17 protein-coding genes are annotated in these 15,474 nt (G+C 31.8%); 10 read left to right on the forward strand and 7 right to left on the reverse strand.

Features of this window, described 5'->3' with window-relative positions; translation table 11 throughout:
- Positions 1-3: 3 nt before the first annotated feature.
- The 6 genes from MKD52_RS07905 (at position 4) to MKD52_RS07930 (ending at position 7,117) form a co-directional block, all read left to right on the forward strand.
- On the forward strand, positions 4-1,179 hold the full coding sequence (locus MKD52_RS07905) for an aminotransferase class I/II-fold pyridoxal phosphate-dependent enzyme (RefSeq protein ID WP_242099870.1): 1,176 nt from the start codon (positions 4-6) through the stop codon (positions 1,177-1,179).
- Entirely contained in the window at positions 1,163-1,807 is a 645-nt protein-coding gene (locus MKD52_RS07910) for a pimeloyl-ACP methyl esterase BioG family protein (protein ID WP_242099871.1), read from the forward strand. The genes MKD52_RS07905 and MKD52_RS07910 overlap by 17 nt, the downstream gene beginning before the upstream one ends.
- Complete coding sequence (locus MKD52_RS07915; RefSeq protein WP_242099872.1) at positions 1,801-2,532, forward strand: SAM-dependent methyltransferase; 732 nt, start codon at positions 1,801-1,803, stop codon at positions 2,530-2,532. Before MKD52_RS07910 ends, MKD52_RS07915 begins: the two co-directional genes overlap by 7 nt.
- A gap of 51 nt (positions 2,533-2,583) precedes the next feature.
- A complete protein-coding gene (locus MKD52_RS07920) occupies positions 2,584-3,330 on the forward strand; it encodes an EI24 domain-containing protein (RefSeq protein WP_242099873.1) in 747 nt (248 codons plus the stop codon).
- The gene (locus MKD52_RS07925; protein ID WP_242099874.1) at positions 3,314-4,759 is read left to right on the forward strand and encodes a replicative DNA helicase; all 1,446 of its coding nucleotides are present in this window, start codon (positions 3,314-3,316) and stop codon (positions 4,757-4,759) included. Before MKD52_RS07920 ends, MKD52_RS07925 begins: the two co-directional genes overlap by 17 nt.
- Before the next feature lie 171 nt (positions 4,760-4,930).
- Positions 4,931-7,117 (forward strand): NADP-dependent isocitrate dehydrogenase, encoded by a 2,187-nt coding sequence (locus tag MKD52_RS07930; protein ID WP_242099875.1) that lies wholly within the window; start codon positions 4,931-4,933, stop codon positions 7,115-7,117.
- 219 nt (positions 7,118-7,336) lie between these two features.
- Here MKD52_RS07930 and MKD52_RS07935 read toward each other — a convergent pair whose 3' ends face one another.
- Genes MKD52_RS07935 through MKD52_RS07950 form a run of 4 tightly spaced genes read right to left on the reverse strand, consistent with a single transcriptional unit; the run spans position 7,337 to position 10,487 of the window.
- Positions 7,337-8,176, reverse strand: a complete 840-nt coding sequence (locus MKD52_RS07935; RefSeq protein WP_242099876.1) for a DNA adenine methylase — start codon at positions 8,174-8,176, stop codon at positions 7,337-7,339.
- Complete coding sequence (locus MKD52_RS07940; protein ID WP_112057640.1) at positions 8,166-8,390, reverse strand: hypothetical protein; 225 nt, start codon at positions 8,388-8,390, stop codon at positions 8,166-8,168. Before MKD52_RS07940 ends, MKD52_RS07935 begins: the two co-directional genes overlap by 11 nt.
- The gene (locus MKD52_RS07945) at positions 8,372-9,262 is read right to left on the reverse strand and encodes a hypothetical protein (RefSeq protein ID WP_242099877.1); all 891 of its coding nucleotides are present in this window, start codon (positions 9,260-9,262) and stop codon (positions 8,372-8,374) included. Before MKD52_RS07945 ends, MKD52_RS07940 begins: the two co-directional genes overlap by 19 nt.
- Before the next feature lie 7 nt (positions 9,263-9,269).
- Entirely contained in the window at positions 9,270-10,487 is a 1,218-nt protein-coding gene (locus MKD52_RS07950) for an argininosuccinate synthase (protein WP_242099878.1), read from the reverse strand.
- Positions 10,488-10,579: 92 nt separating this feature from the next.
- Here MKD52_RS07950 and MKD52_RS07955 point away from each other — a divergent pair, with 92 nt between their 5' ends.
- The 4 genes from MKD52_RS07955 (at position 10,580) to MKD52_RS07970 (ending at position 13,629) form a co-directional block, all read left to right on the forward strand.
- Positions 10,580-10,831: an RNA-binding S4 domain-containing protein gene (locus MKD52_RS07955; protein ID WP_112057636.1), complete on the forward strand. Its 252-nt coding sequence runs from the start codon at positions 10,580-10,582 to the stop codon at positions 10,829-10,831.
- 9 nt (positions 10,832-10,840) lie between these two features.
- Positions 10,841-11,380, forward strand: a complete 540-nt coding sequence (locus tag MKD52_RS07960; RefSeq protein ID WP_242099921.1) for a purine-nucleoside phosphorylase — start codon at positions 10,841-10,843, stop codon at positions 11,378-11,380.
- A complete protein-coding gene (gene rlmN / locus MKD52_RS07965; protein WP_242099879.1) occupies positions 11,373-12,413 on the forward strand; it encodes a 23S rRNA (adenine(2503)-C(2))-methyltransferase RlmN in 1,041 nt (346 codons plus the stop codon). Before MKD52_RS07960 ends, rlmN begins: the two co-directional genes overlap by 8 nt.
- Positions 12,414-12,519: 106 nt before the next feature.
- A complete protein-coding gene (locus MKD52_RS07970; RefSeq protein ID WP_242099880.1) occupies positions 12,520-13,629 on the forward strand; it encodes an epoxyqueuosine reductase QueH in 1,110 nt (369 codons plus the stop codon).
- Between the two features lie 40 nt (positions 13,630-13,669).
- On the opposite strand, the gene MKD52_RS07975 is transcribed toward MKD52_RS07970, so the two are convergent.
- Genes MKD52_RS07975 through ruvC form a run of 3 tightly spaced genes read right to left on the reverse strand, consistent with a single transcriptional unit; the run spans position 13,670 to position 15,430 of the window.
- Complete coding sequence (locus MKD52_RS07975) at positions 13,670-14,314, reverse strand: DsbA family protein (RefSeq protein WP_242099881.1); 645 nt, start codon at positions 14,312-14,314, stop codon at positions 13,670-13,672.
- On the reverse strand, positions 14,311-14,946 hold the full coding sequence (gene thyX, locus MKD52_RS07980) for an FAD-dependent thymidylate synthase (RefSeq protein ID WP_112057631.1): 636 nt from the start codon (positions 14,944-14,946) through the stop codon (positions 14,311-14,313). Before thyX ends, MKD52_RS07975 begins: the two co-directional genes overlap by 4 nt.
- 1 nt (position 14,947) lies before the next feature.
- A complete protein-coding gene (ruvC, locus tag MKD52_RS07985) occupies positions 14,948-15,430 on the reverse strand; it encodes a crossover junction endodeoxyribonuclease RuvC (RefSeq protein ID WP_112057630.1) in 483 nt (160 codons plus the stop codon).
- Positions 15,431-15,474: the final 44 nt, after the last annotated feature.

The following is a 15,474-nucleotide window of genomic DNA, read 5'->3' on the forward strand; positions in this document are numbered from 1 at the left end:
AAATTGACAAATACCATTCAAACAATCCTTAATCAACTAAAACAATCCTCAAATCTCCGAACCCTTTTCCCACAAAAGCACAAGGATTTGGAAATCCAAAAAAATGGTAAATGGCTTTTAAATCTTGCAAGCAACGACTATCTAAACCTTGCAAGCAATCAAGATTTCATCGCAGAATTTTTAGATTCAAAGCTTTTTAGAGAAAATTGCTTTTTTAGCGCCTCTTCTTCTCGTAGTTTAAGCGGAAACTTTGAAATTTATGAAGCTTTTGAGACTTATTTGGAATTACTTTATAACAAAAAAGCTCTGCTTTTTAATAGTGGTTATCACGCAAATATAGGTGCTCTTAGCGCACTTAGCAGACTTAAAAATGTCCTTTTTATAGCTGATAGAAGTATTCATGCAAGCCACATTGATGGTTTAAAATCCTTTGAAAAAGTCGCTTTTAGACGCTTTTTGCACAATGATATGCAAGATTTAAAAAAACTGCTAGAGCAAAATGCCAATAATTTTGAAGCTATTTTTATTTTAACTGAGGGGCTTTTTAGTATGGAGGGTGATTTTGCAAAAATACAATCTCTTATTGCACTAAAAAAGCAATTTAAAAATGTCTATTTATACATTGATGAGGCTCATAGTATAGGGAGTTTTGGGCAAAATGGTTTAGGGCTTTGCTATCCTGTTTTAAAAGAAATTGATTTTCTTGTTTTGACTTTTGGCAAGGCTATGGCTTCTATGGGTGCGTGTGTGCTATGCCAAAATGATTTCAGAAATTATTTTATCAACTTCTCAAGAAGCCTAATTTACTCAACAGCACTACCACCTATTAATATTGCAATGAGTTATTTTTCCTTTTTGCATTTACCTAATTTACAAAAGCAAAGAGAAAGGCTTTCTAACATTAGCCAAGATTTTAAAATACTTTTGCAAAATAATCTTGATTATGAAATTTTAGGAGAATATAATATTTTAAGCCTTGTTTTAAAAGACAATCAAAAAGCAATATTTTTTCAAAAAGAACTAGAAAAAAAAGGATTTTTTGCACCTGCCATTAGACCTCCAACCATTCCACAGAATCGATCTTGTTTGCGTTTTTCTCTAACCCAAAAGATTCCATTTCACCAGCTTGAATCCTTATGTGATTCTCTAAAAGAAATTGATTATGAATATTTATCATAATATTAATAATAATAAAGATATTCTATTATTATTTGGTGGTTTTGCATCACATTTCAGTCATTTTCAAAGCTTTATCCCTAGCAATTATGATTGGATTTTACTCTCACATTACCAACATTTAAATTTTTCTGCACTAGAAAATTTGTTACTTCCTTTACGAAGTAAAAATCTCCATTTGCTTGGATTTTCTATGGGAGTTTGGGTGGCTCATTTGTTTTTAAATCGAGACTCTATTGCTTTTGATTTCAAATCCAAAACAGCAGTAAATGGCACAGAATATGGTATCCACGAAACTTATGGAATCCACCCCAAACTCTTTGTACTCACGCAAAAAAAATTTAACCTAGAATCATTTAAACAAAATCTTTTTGGCATTCACTATCCACCCCCCAAAGATTTTTTATTTTTAGAAGAATCCCTGCTCAAAGATGAATTAAAATTTTTTTTAGATTATCAATATCATATAGAAAATTCCTCTAAATGGGACAGAATCATTATTTCGTCTAATGACCTTATTTTTCCCACACAAGCACAAAAAAATTTTTGGAGCCATCAAGCTTACAAACAGCAAATTTTAGAAATCAATGCCCCTCATTTTGCTTTTTTTGATTGGAAAATTCTATGCTAAAAGCCACTTTACAAAAGACTTTTTTAAAAGCGCAAAACACTTACAGCAAAGCAGCAACAATCCAAAATAAAATGCAGGATATTTTACTAGAGATTCTTACATATCATCAAAAAAACTCTCATTTCCAAAATATCCTAGAATTAGGCTGTGGAAGAGGTGGTTTTTCAGAAAAAATAAGTAATAAATTAACATATAATAATTTTATAGCATTGGATTTGATAGACTTCTCTCAAAGCTTTTTAGACAAAAATATAGAATTCTTAAAATTTGATATTGAAAATTTAGAAATGATAAAAAATATTTATCAAAATATTACTTTTGATTTGATTGCTTCTAATGCTGCCTTACAATGGACTAATCAATTTAAACTTCTACCTAAATTTAACCAACTTTCAAACAAAAACTCTCTTTTGCTTCTAGGAATCTTTGGCAAAAATAATCTATGGGAAATGCGAGAGTTTTTAGGCTCTGGACTAGAATACCTTGATACTTTCAAATACAAAGAAATCTTAGAAAAAGACTGGGAGATTTTAGAATGTTTTAGTATATTGCAGACTTTGCACTTTAGTAATCCTTTGGAAGTTTTTAAGCATCTTAAAAACACTGGCGTGAATGTCTATACTAGCTCCCTTACACTCACAAAAACTCATCTAAAATCCTATGAAGAACGCTTTAAAAACAATCTCACTTATGAGCCACTCTATATTTTGGCGCAAAAAAAGTAGAATCTTAGAAAAACAATGATATAACTCCACAAAACATTTCTAGGAACAAAAATGGGAAAATCAATCACCCAAACCCCCTATTATTTACAAAAAGCTATTAAGGATTTTTTTAAGCCTTTTATTCTCAAACTCGCACTTCTTCCATTTATTATTTCTTTAGTTTTTTGGATTACTATTTTTTATTTTTTTAGCAAGAATGTAATGGCAAACTTATTTGAGTTAATTCAGCCATACATAACCATTGAAACTTCTTGGCTTTCTTGGATTCAAGCTCCACTAGAAATACTTACTCACACCTTTTTGTTTGTCATCATAGTGATAGTTTTTTGGTTATCACAATTTTTAACACTTATGTTAATTAATGCTTTTTTAACCCCTTTTGTTGTTAAATTCATTCACAAGCAACATTATTCTTCTATTTTGATTCAGCCTGATACAAACTTTTTTGTTTCTTTTTTGCTTTTAATTATCCCCTATGTGATTTATGCAATGCTTTTTTTATGTTTGCTTCCTTTTTATTTTATTCCCCCCATTTGGATTATTGGAATCACACTTTTAAATTATTGGCTATTTTCCAAAAGACAAGTCCAAGATGTCGGTGAAAATATTTTTAGCCAACAAGAATTTGCTCCTACTAAACAAACTCATAAAAATGCCATAAGAAGCCTAATAATACCTCTGTTCCTTTTAAGTCTTATTCCTTTTGTTGGCTTTTTTGTGCCTCTTTTTTCTTCTGTGGCTCTTACACATTTATTTTTTCATATCAAGGGGGATTTAAAAAATGGAAATTCAAATTGAACGCGCTGTTTTAAGCTCTATTTTCTTTGATCCAGAACAGCTAGATTTTGTCTCTGAGACACTTACACCCGAAGATTTTTCATACGCACCTAATCAAAATATTTTTGCTGCCATGCTAGAACTTAGGCGACTTGATATGCCTATTGATGAAGAGTTTATTCTCAAAAAATCCACAAAATCACGCCCCATAGACCAAGAAGAAATCCTAAATATTCTAAGCACAAGCCCTATTAGTGATATTCATGCCTATACACAAGAGATCAAAGAAGATTCTACAAGAAGAAAGCTACACTCTTTGGCTATGAAAATCAATGAGGCTAGTAATGATTCAGATAATCCCGCAAAAGATATTATAGATTACCTTCAAAGCGAACTTTATAAAATCACCAATATTCACGAAAATAAGGAATTTCGCGATTCTAGAGAAGTAACAACATCGACTTTGCATTACATTGAAGAAATAAAAAAACGCGGAAATTCTGTGCTTATTGGTGTAGATACAGGCTTTCATTCGCTTAATGAAAAAACCACTGGTTTTGGAAAAGGAGATTTGATTATTGTCGCAGCGCGTCCTGCAATGGGTAAAACCACACTTGTTTTGAATATGGCACAAAAAGCTCTAGATACAGGCAGAGGAGTTGCGTTTTTTAGTCTTGAAATGCCCGCTGAACAACTAATGTTAAGAATGCTTTCGGCTAAAACTTCTATTGCCTTACAACATTTGCGCGTAGGAAATTTACAGGATGAAGAATGGGAACAACTCTCTCATGCAGCCGATATTATGGCAAATGCGCCACTTTTTATTGATGATAATAGTATCCTAACTATCCATCAATTCCGCACTAAAATGCGAAAAATAAAATCAAAGCACCCCGAAATTGGACTAGCTGTAATTGACTATTTGCAACTAATGAGTAGTGCTGATGGCAAAAAAGATCGCCACCAAGAAGTAAGCGAGATAAGCAGGGGATTAAAAATGATTGCAAGAGAATTAGAAATTCCAATCATCGCACTCTCTCAACTTAATAGAAGTTTAGAATCCCGAAGTGATAGGCGCCCTATGCTTTCGGATTTGCGTGAATCTGGATCTATTGAACAAGATGCGGATATTATTTTGTTTGTTTATCGTGATGCTGTATATAAACAAAAAGATGAAAAAGAAAAAGAAGAAGCAGCTAGAAAAGAAGGTAAGGATTATAAATCTACATTTGTGCCTAAAAACGAAGAGGAAGCAGAGATTATTATCGGAAAACAAAGAAATGGACCAACAGGTGTTGTTAAGCTTACTTTTCACAAACATTGCACACGATTTGTTGATTCTGCTGATTCAAGCAATGCCTTAGAAATCATCTATGAATCCACCGCACAAACTACACAAACGCATTTCACACCACCAGAAAATAATCAAATAGAAGCCCCTATCATTTAGGATTTGCCCTTGTAAATTCTTTATAAAAAGTCTTTTGTAGAGATTTTAGAGACAAAAAGTATCACAGAATTTCACGCCTATAAAAAAGTAAAAAGATTCTTACCTAAAATTATTTTAATATGTGCAATTCTTTGCTATACTCTAATAAATTATTTCTAGCAAAGGACATTTATGAAAATTACCTACACTCTTACAGATGAATCCCCAGCATTAGCGACTTATTCTTTTTTACCAATCGTTAAAGCCTTTTTAAAAAAGGCAGGAATTGAAGTTGAAACTTCTGATATTTCACTGGCTGCTAGAATTCTAGCTCAATTTCCAGAAAATGGCTATAAAGATGAACTAGCTTTACTTGGCAATCTTGTAGAAAAACCTGATGCAAATCTCATCAAAACGCCTAATATTTCTGCTTCCATTCCACAGCTAAAAGCTGCTATTGCCGAATTGCAACAAAAAGGATTTAAGATTCCAAACTTCCCTGATGAGCCAAAAAATGATGCAGAAAAAACTATCAAAGAAAAATATCAAAAGGTATTAGGAAGTGCTGTGAATCCAGTTTTACGCCAAGGAAACTCTGATAGAAGAAGCACCAAGGCTGTTAAAGAATATGCCAAAAAAAATCCTTACAAAGTGGTGCCTTTTAATAAAGATTCTAAAAGTTGCGTTTCTTATATGCAAAAAGGAGACTTTTTTGATAATGAAAAAGCCATTCTAATCCAAGCCCCTACTACTGCAAAAATTGAATTCACAGGAAGCAAAGGAACTGAAATCTTAAAAGATAATTTAAAACTAGAAAAAAATGAGATTCTAGATGCAACCTTTATGAGTGTAGCAGATTTGAGTAAATTTTATGAAGAACAAATAGAAGTCTGCAAAAACAAAAATTTATTGCTTTCTTTGCACTTAAAAGCCACTATGATGAAAGTAAGCGATCCTATTATCTTTGGCTATGCTCTCAAAGCATATTTTAAAGAATTATTTGAAAGTTTTAAAGAGGAATTTGAAGCACTTGGAATCAATCCAAATAATGGTATTTCAGAGCTTCTAAGCAAAATAGAAAATTCTAGCAAAAAGGCAGAAATACTTGCTAAATACAATGAGATTCTTGCCAAAAATGCACCACTTTCTATGGTTAATTCTGACAAAGGGATAACAAATCTACATGTGCCTAGCGATGTGATTGTAGATGCTTCTATGCCTGCAATGCTAAAAAATGGAGCGAAACTTTGGGATAAAGAAGGTAAAGAGCGCGATACAAATGCACTAATTCCTGATAAAACTTATGCAACTATTTATGAAGCTGTGATTGAAGATCTGCACCAAAATGGCACACTTGACCCAAAAACTCTAGGAAGTGTTTCTAATGTAGGTTTAATGGCAAAAAAAGCTCAAGAATATGGTTCTCACGACAAAACTTTCGTTGCAAAAGAAGATGGTGTCTTTAGAATTGCCGATGAAAATGGCAACACACTCCTAGAGCACAAAGTGCAAAAAGGCGATATTTACAGAGCTAATCAAGCTAAATACGATGCCGTTTCAAATTGGATTGATTTAGGAATCCAAAGAGCAGATATCACTGGAAACACTGCAATCTTTTGGCTTGATGAAAAACGCCCTAGCAACAAAATTATGATTGACTTAGTCAAACAAAGATTACAAGAAAAAGGTAAAGAAATCGCGATTTTAGCTCCTAAAGAAGCTTGTTTAGAATCACTTAAACTCATTCGCGCAGGAAAAGACTGTATTTCAATTACAGGTAATGTATTGCGAGATTACTTGACAGATTTATTCCCTATTTTAGAGCTTGGAACAAGCGCAAAAATGCTCTCTGTAGTGCCAATGCTAAATGGTGGAGCTATGTTTGAAACAGGAGCAGGAGGAAGTGCTCCAAAACAAGTAGAGCAACTCATTGAAGAGAATCACTTGCGTTGGGATAGTTTGGGAGAATTCTTAGCCTTGCAAGCAAGCCTAGAATTTTTTGCTCAAAAAACTAACAATGCTAAAGCTCAAATTCTAGCAAACTGCCTTGATGAAGCTATCGCCAAATGGCTTGATAACAACAAAGCTCCATCAAGAAAAGTCAAAGAAGATGACAACCGCACTAGTCATTTTTATTTAGCAATGTATTTTGCAAATGCACTAGCCAATCAAAATAAAGATACAAATCTACAAGACTTCTTTAAAGGAATAGCCGAAGAATTCAATGCTAATGAAAGTAGGATTCACCAAGAATATCTAGAAGCTCAAGGTGGAAAAGTAGATTTAGGTGGTTATTATAAATTTGATAATGCAAAATGCAATGCGATTATGCGCCCAAGTACAACTTTCAACACTATTTTGGAAAAAATCTCTAAATAAACCTTTAGGACTTTTGGGGGGGCTTTTGCCCCTTAACTTCTGCTTTTAAATCCAAAAAATATAGTCTATTGAATCTTTTGAATAAATCTTTTAGCCAGATAAATACATTTTATCAATCTTTGTTAATAAATTACATTAATCTTTTAGAAATTTTAAAAGATGCAGAAATCGCGCGTGATGAGATCTGTAAAATATATTTGACATACAATACAGGATTTTTTATAATTCATCAAACAAAGAATTACAAATTTTCCTGTTGCTAATTAAAATTTCATTACCCTTTGGTGCATATTTTTGTTTATAATTGTTCATTCCATATTGTATCTGTAACTCTTGTATATAAAAATCTTGATAAAGCTCTCGTATAAATTCACTATCGTCATATGTAAGTAAAAAAGCGTGTGAAGTACTTTTTAAGGTTTCACACAATCTCTTGTGATCAAAACTTGTATGCAAATTACCTTTTTTACCATAAAGCTTTGATTTTGTGGCGCTAAAATAAGGCGGATCCAAAAATATAAACACATCTTTACCATTTTTTAAAATTAGATCTGCATAATCGCTATTTGAAAATTGAAAACCTTGAATCACTCGAGCAGCTTCTTTTAATCTCTCTATAGAACTTTGTGTAAAGCGTGATTGAAATGCTTTTTGTGAATATCCTCCACTATCTACAACTCCAGAGAATGTAATGCGATTAAGTATGAAAAAATCAATTGCTCTTTGGAAGTCATCTATGCTATCTCTACGCTTTATTAGTGTTTCATAAAGATTCCTACCACATTCATAACTATTCTTGATATTCTGAATTTCTTGTATTAACTCTGCACTTCTAGTTTTTAAAGTCTGCCAAAAACAATATAGATCATAATTCAAATCATTGGCATAGTACATAGCATCTTTGTAACTTGTATTTTGCAATAAATACAAACCTACACTACCACCACCAAAAAATGGTTCTCTACATTCCTTAAAATGTTTAAAAAAATAATCTCTTAAAAGCTTGATTGCTCTTGATTTTCCACCAGGATACCTTAATGGAGATTTACTATAGGTCATAATTAATCCATACACTAAAATGATTTTTGTTAGATTCTAGATTAAGATAAAGAAGCATTTGCTTTTCTTTTGGTGAAAATGGATTGCTGTTTAGAAATAATTCTAGATTATTGTTTGGCAGAGCAATACTATCTTGTAAAATATTAGAAGTTAAGCGCAAAACAACTTTAAAATTCTTGTAGCCTTGTATGGAATCTATATTGTTATAAAGCATAAACTTAAGTAAGCCATCTTTGATATCATCTTCACTTGGTAAAATTGTATTTTTACTATGTTTGCTTTCACAAAGATATAAATATTTGTCCTTAAATAATACATCATCAATGGTAAAAAGTATTGCCCACCCAAATAATTTTGTATCATAATTTTTGTCTTTTTCCCTATACCAATAAATTCTTTGGGTTGTGTGGTATGTATTTCTCTATTTTGTGCCATTTTTGCTTTGCTTCGTGAAAATTCCATAAAGGAATCTTTACTTTGTGTTATTTTGGTTACAAATTTATCAATATTTTGTGGATTATGTAAAGTGCAACCTAGACTTCTAGAAATATTTGTATAAGATTGTTTTGCAGATTCTATGAGCAATGATAGATTTTCTTGTTTGAGTTGATTAAGATTCCAATGTAAAGCAGATTGATGATAATTACAAAGTTTTTCTAATTCTTGTTTGATATATCCATTATGAAATTTTTGATTAGTAATCTTATTTTGTTTTATGCGATGTATTTCTGCTTTATCATAAAAAGCCAAAATAACATAAACATTCAGTAAGCTCATCAAAGAGAGTGTATCCCACTGCAAGTAATCCATATCGCCACTACTTCCCTCATCTTTAATGATGGGAATTATAGTAACAACTTTAGAAACATCACAATCAAAAGTATCATACACTCTTGCATAAGGATAGGATCGCGTGCGTTTTGGGCTAACCCATTTACTCAAAGCAAACTCTTTACCACTAAATGAAACAATGCTCGAACTAGGTAAATCATTAATATCTATAAAGATATGATTTTCTAATTCCTTTCGTAAGCACTTTTGATAAGAAAAATTCTTTATCTTTGCATTAAGTAATTCCGTGCTCATTAAAATTTTACTTCCTTGCTTTCCCTGCGATGATAAATCTTAGTGCATTGAGTTTGATAAATCCTGCGGCATCTTTTTGGTTATATACAGAATCTTCTTCAAAGGTGCTATAAGCCGCATTAAAGAGAGAGTTTTTGGATTCTCTACCTAGCACGGTTACATTGCCTTTATATAGCTCTAGCCTCACGACACCCTCGACTTTTTCTTGTGTCTTATCAATCAATGCTTGCAACGCCTCACGCTCTGGACTAAACCAATAGCCATTATAAATAAGCTCGGCATATTTTGGCATTATCGAATCTTTTAGGTGCGCTGCTTCTCTATCAAGACATAGAGATTCTATAGCACGATGTGCTTTTAGATAGATTGTTCCACCCGGAGTTTCATAGCACCCACGCGATTTCATACCCACATAGCGATTTTCTACCAAATCAAGTCGCCCAATACCATTCTCTCCGCCAAGCTTATTCAGTTTCGCCCAAAATTCCGCAGGGCTTAGCTTCTCGCCATTGATTGCTACGCCATCACCTTTTTCAAAACTAATGGTAATGATAGTTGGGTTATCAGGGGCATTTTTGGGGCTTACACTCCATCGCCACATATCTTCTTCAGGCGCAACATTTGGATCTTCTAGAATCTGCCCTTCATAGCTTATATGCAAGAGATTTGCGTCCATTGAATAAGGCGATTTATTTTGCTTTTTTTCAATCTCAATGCCTGCAGATTCTGCGTAAGCAAGTAATTTTTCGCGACTATTTAAATCCCACTCTCTCCAAGGTGCGATGACTTTTATATCAGGATTTAGCGCATAAGCTCCAAGCTCAAATCGCACTTGGTCATTGCCCTTGCCAGTTGCGCCGTGTGCTATGGCATCAGCGCCCACTTCTCGAGCGATTTCTACAAGTCTTTTGGCAATCAAAGGGCGTGCAATGCTCGTGCCAAGGAGATATTCTCCTTCATAGATTGTATTTGCCCTAAACATAGGAAATACAAAATCGCGTATAAATTCTTCACGCAAATCATCAATAAAAATATTTTGCGGTTTTATGCCTAATTTCAAGGCTTTTGCTCGTGCAAGTTCTACTTCTTCGCCTTGCCCAATGTCTGCTGTAAAGGTTACCACTTCACAATTATAAGTATCCCCAAGCCATTTGAGAATCACACTTGTATCAAGCCCACCGCTATAGGCTAATACTACTTTTTTAATGTCTTTTGTTTTTTCCATGATTTACTCCTTTTAATTTTTACAATTATATAGTATGATAAATTAATATAGTTTTAGATACAATACTCACAAAAATTTTTAGGCTTAAACTAATGAGAATCGATAAATTCCTAAATGCTGTTAATATTACAAAAAGACGCACTATTGCTCAAGATATGATTGAAAATGGAGTTGTCAAAATCGCTGGAATTAGTGTCAAAGCAAGTCGAGATGTGAAAGTGGGAGATATTATTGAAATTGCCTTTTTAGAAAAATCAAGATTCTTTGAAGTCCTGCAGATTCCTACTCAAAAAACAATCAAAAAAGATGAATCTCATTTGTATTATAAAGAAATTATTAAATAAGGCTTTATGATGATTTGCTGTGCTGGAAAAATTGAAAGTTTTTCTTTTGCTAAAAGTATTGGGGTTGGTCTCATAGAAAGTGCAATGAATCTCACACAACTTATTTTTTATGAAAAACCAAATGAAATAGTTTTTGTAGGAACTTGTGGATGTTATGATGATTCCAAACCCTTATTAGAAATCTTTGAATCACAAAGTGCAACTAATATTGAGCTTTCTTTTTTGCAGCAAGATTCTTATACTCCCTTAGATAATTGTATTTCTTTAGAAAATGTTTCACATGAAACATTAAAAAATATTATTAATTCCAGTAATTATATTACGACTAATTCTAGTCTTGCGCAAAAACTAACAAAACTTGGAATCTTATACGAAAATATGGAATTTTTTAGTGTATTGCAAGTTGCAAAACATTATGAAATACCCGCTTTAGGAATCTTTTGTAGCACAAATCATATTCACAAAGAAAGTCAAAAAGAATTTTTTTCTAACCATAAAAAAGCAATGCAGAATTTAGAAGATTATATTAGGACAAGAAAAAATGGATAAACAAAATATCTTTGGATTCACGCTAGATTCTTTAAGTGATTCTCTAAAAGATTTTCCAAAATTCCGAGCCAAACAAATCTACCATTGGCTTTATGTTCATTATGAAAATGATTTTAATCAAATGGAAAATCTCCCAAAAAATTTGCGTGAATTTTTAAAAGAAAATTTTACAAGCAATGCAGTAGAAATCGCAAGAAAAGAACAAAGTAGCGATGGTAGTGTGAAATATCTTTTTAAAACCGCTGATAATCTCACTTATGAAGCTGTTTTTTTAAAAATGAAAGAAGATAAATTTACACTTTGTCTTTCATCTCAAGTGGGTTGCAAAGTGGGTTGTAGTTTCTGTCTTACGGCTAAAGGTGGATTTGTAAGGAACCTTAGTACAGGAGAAATGGTGTATCAAGTTTTTGCTATCAAAAAAGATCAAAATATCCCAAATAATAAGGCTGTAAATATAGTGTATATGGGAATGGGCGAACCACTTGATAATTTAGAAAATGTTACAAAATGTATTCAAATCTTATCAGAACTTGATGGATTAAGCATTTCTCGCAGAAGGCAAACTATCTCTACAAGTGGAATTGCACCTAAAATCAAAAAACTTGGAACATTAGATTTAGGAGTGCAGCTAGCCATATCACTCCATGCAGTTGATGATGAACTCCGCACGAAATTAATGCCTATTAACAAAGCCTATAATATTCAAAATATTATTGATGAAGTGGCAGCTTTTCCTATTGATTCACGCAAAAGAGTAATGTTTGAATATCTAATGATTGATGGAATCAATGATAGTTTAGAATGTGCTAAAAAACTTGTAGTGCTTCTTAATAAAATCAAAGCTAAAGTCAATCTCATTTATTTTAATCCTCACGAAGGAAGTCCTTACAAACGACCAAGTAAAGAAAAAGTTGAAGCTTTTAGAGAATTTTTACTCAAAAAAGGACTTTTATGCACGATTCGTGAATCTAAAGGCTTAGATATTAGCGCTGCTTGCGGACAATTAAGAGAAAAGGAAATTGCAAATGCCTAGTTTGGATATTATTTTACTTGTTTTTTTGATTATTGTTTTTATCATCGGCATGGGTGCTTTTTTGTATTATGCCTACAAAAAATAATCAAAGATTCAAAGGTTTATAATGTCTCAAATTCCCCACAATTTTTCAAATCAAAAGACTACTTTAGTGCATATTTGTTGCAGCGTGGATAGTCATCATTTTCTAACCCAACTTCAAAAACTCTACCCACAAAAACAATTTTGTGGCTTTTTTTATAATCCTAATATTCATCCCTATGAAGAATATCTTATGCGTCTTAATGATGTCAAAAGAAGCTGTGAAATGTTAAAAATTCCATTAATTGAAGGGGAATATGATTTAGATTCGTGGCTTTATGGCACAAGAGGATTAGAAGATGAGCCAGAAAAAGGTGAACGATGTTCATATTGCTTTGATTATCGTTTAGAGAGAACAGCACAAATTGCAAAAGAAACGCATTGTGTGGAATTCACTACTACTCTACTTGCAAGTCCTATGAAATCTCAAAATGAACTCTTTTCACAAGGTGAAATGATGGCGAAAAAACATTCACTTGATTTTCTACCCATTGATGTGAGAGGAAATGGCGGAACTAAAATTCAAAATGAACTTGCCAAAGAAGCTAATCTTTACCGCCAAAATTATTGTGGTTGCCTCTTTGCACTAACTAAGCAACGAGAAAAAGCTCAAAAGATTCCATTAGAGCTTGTTTCTGCACTCAATCTCCCAAAAGATTCTAGAAATCTTCCTCTTTTGCGCCTAAGAAATTTTCAAATACGAGAATCTTTAGAAAATAATAATAAACCCTATAACATTATCAAAAGAAAAGTTCAAAAATATTGTCTTCTTAAAGGAATCTTAACCCAAGATTCAAAAACTATTCCTAGCTTTATTTGTAATCACTCTATAATTAATAAACCCACAAAAGCAAAAATTGAATTTTGGAAAGATGGAATTGGCTATGCTTCAAAAGAAGGAGTTTTATTTTTAGAATTTGAAAAATTTAAAGAATTTATTCAACAAGACAATTTTGAATCGCTCCTAAAAAATGGTTTAGATGAATCCTATCAATTATCCCTACGACAAAAAATATATCCACAAGGATTTTTAACTTCCCCTATTCTTATTATCAAAGAAAAAATTACTGGGGAATTTAATTTAGAAATTCAATTTGTTTTACAAGAAGAAATTATAGAAGATTTTATAGATTAGATTCTAAGAATTTTTAAAATAACTAAATTTTTAAATTTAGTTATTTTGTAAGTAAATAATCAACTTTATAAATAAAATCTTCCACGCCCTTTATTCCGCTAGATAAAATCATATATTTTCCATTGATAACAAAACTTGGAACTCCTTGAATCTCTGTGTATTCTAATATACTTTGCCATTGCTTTAAAGCTTCTTTAGAATTTTTAGTTTTTAAAATCTCTTTATATTCTATTTCAGAAATTCCTAGTATTTCTAAACCCTCTTTTAAAAATTCTTGTCTATTTGACCAATTTTTCCTTTCTTTGTGAATGGCATTAAAATAATGATTCAATACTTTTTTATACATAGAATCATTGTCTTTTAATTCTAAACCTTTTTCCTTATCTTTTGTCAATGCCACAACTAAAATATTAGAAGTTTCTTCATGAATTGGAATCGAAGCTGCCACATGATAAGGTAAAAATTCTACATCTTTTGGTAAAAATTCTAAAAGATTAGGGACAAAATTTGTATTATAGTATGCACAATGCGGACAACCGATATTAAAAATTTCAATCACCTTATTTTGCATATTAGAAATGGGTTTTTTTAAAATAATATAATCCACATTTTCTTTTAAATCATTTGCCAAAGCTTGCAAACTAAACAAACAAATTCCAATCAACCAAAGTTTAAAAATTTTCATAATTCTCCTTTGTTTTTATAAATTGATTCAAAAATAAACTTGTGTTCTTCAGGAATATGATTATAAACTTCCAAAGCAAGATTCCTAATCTCCCATAATGCACTTTTAGAACTTCTTAAATGCAAGAAATTTTGCAAACTTCTAGCATTAATACTCCAAGTTAATTCAGTTTTGTAAGATTCAGGCATTGCAAATTTTGCCAAATCATTACTGATATTATCTTTTAAAAGAATCCTAAGATTTTCTAATGCTTTAATAGAAGATTCATTTACTTGAAAATTTTCTGTAAAAACTAAAAATTTCTCTGCTCTTTGTAAATTTGTTTCATCTATAGGAAGAAAGCTTTCCTCTACTTTTAATTCCTTTAATGTATATCGACTACTCTTAACACTTAAAGAAGCCATTCTATGTCTAGCTAACTCTTGCAAACAAGCTCTTGAAATACCTTGAATATAAAAAGTATAGCTAAGGTGTTCTAAAGTGCTAGAATGTTTATATTTATTCCCTACCCTATCAATGAGTTCTCTATCTTTTTCACCACCATTATCACTTTTATCAAAACTTTGCCAACAAGTTCGAATCGCTTGAGAGCAAATGTTTAAATTAGTATAGTTTAATAAAGTAATATTCATTTTATTCCTTATGTTGTAACTTTAGCCTTTGGGCGTGAGTTATGGCAATAGCAATGGCATCAGTAATATCTAAAGGTTTAATTTCACCCTTGATTCCTAAAATTCGCTTCACCATAAAAGCAACCTGTTCTTTTTGTGCTTTTCCATTTCCTGTTAATGCCTTTTTAACTTGCAAAGGTGTGTATTCTGTAAAATTACCTAACTCTTGTAAAATTTTCAAACTCAAAGCCCCACGAAATTGAGCCAACTTTATCACCGTTTTGGGATTATAAGCATAAAAAATATCTTCAATAGCCACAGAATCAATCTGATGATTTTTTAAAACCAAATCAATTCCCTCTACAAATTCTAAAATTTGGTGCTGTAAAATTCTTTCTTTAATTTTTATTAACCCTGCTTCTAATAAAATTAATGATTGTTTATTTATTTGAATAATGGCATATCCGCAATTTCGACTTCCTGGATCAATCCCTAAAATATTCAAAATTTTCCTTCTAATGAATTAAGAAAATGTAATCATATAAAAAT

The organism is Helicobacter sp. CaF467b, from assembly GCF_022664765.1.
Taxonomy (GTDB): Bacteria; Campylobacterota; Campylobacteria; order Campylobacterales; family Helicobacteraceae; genus Helicobacter_D; species Helicobacter_D colisuis.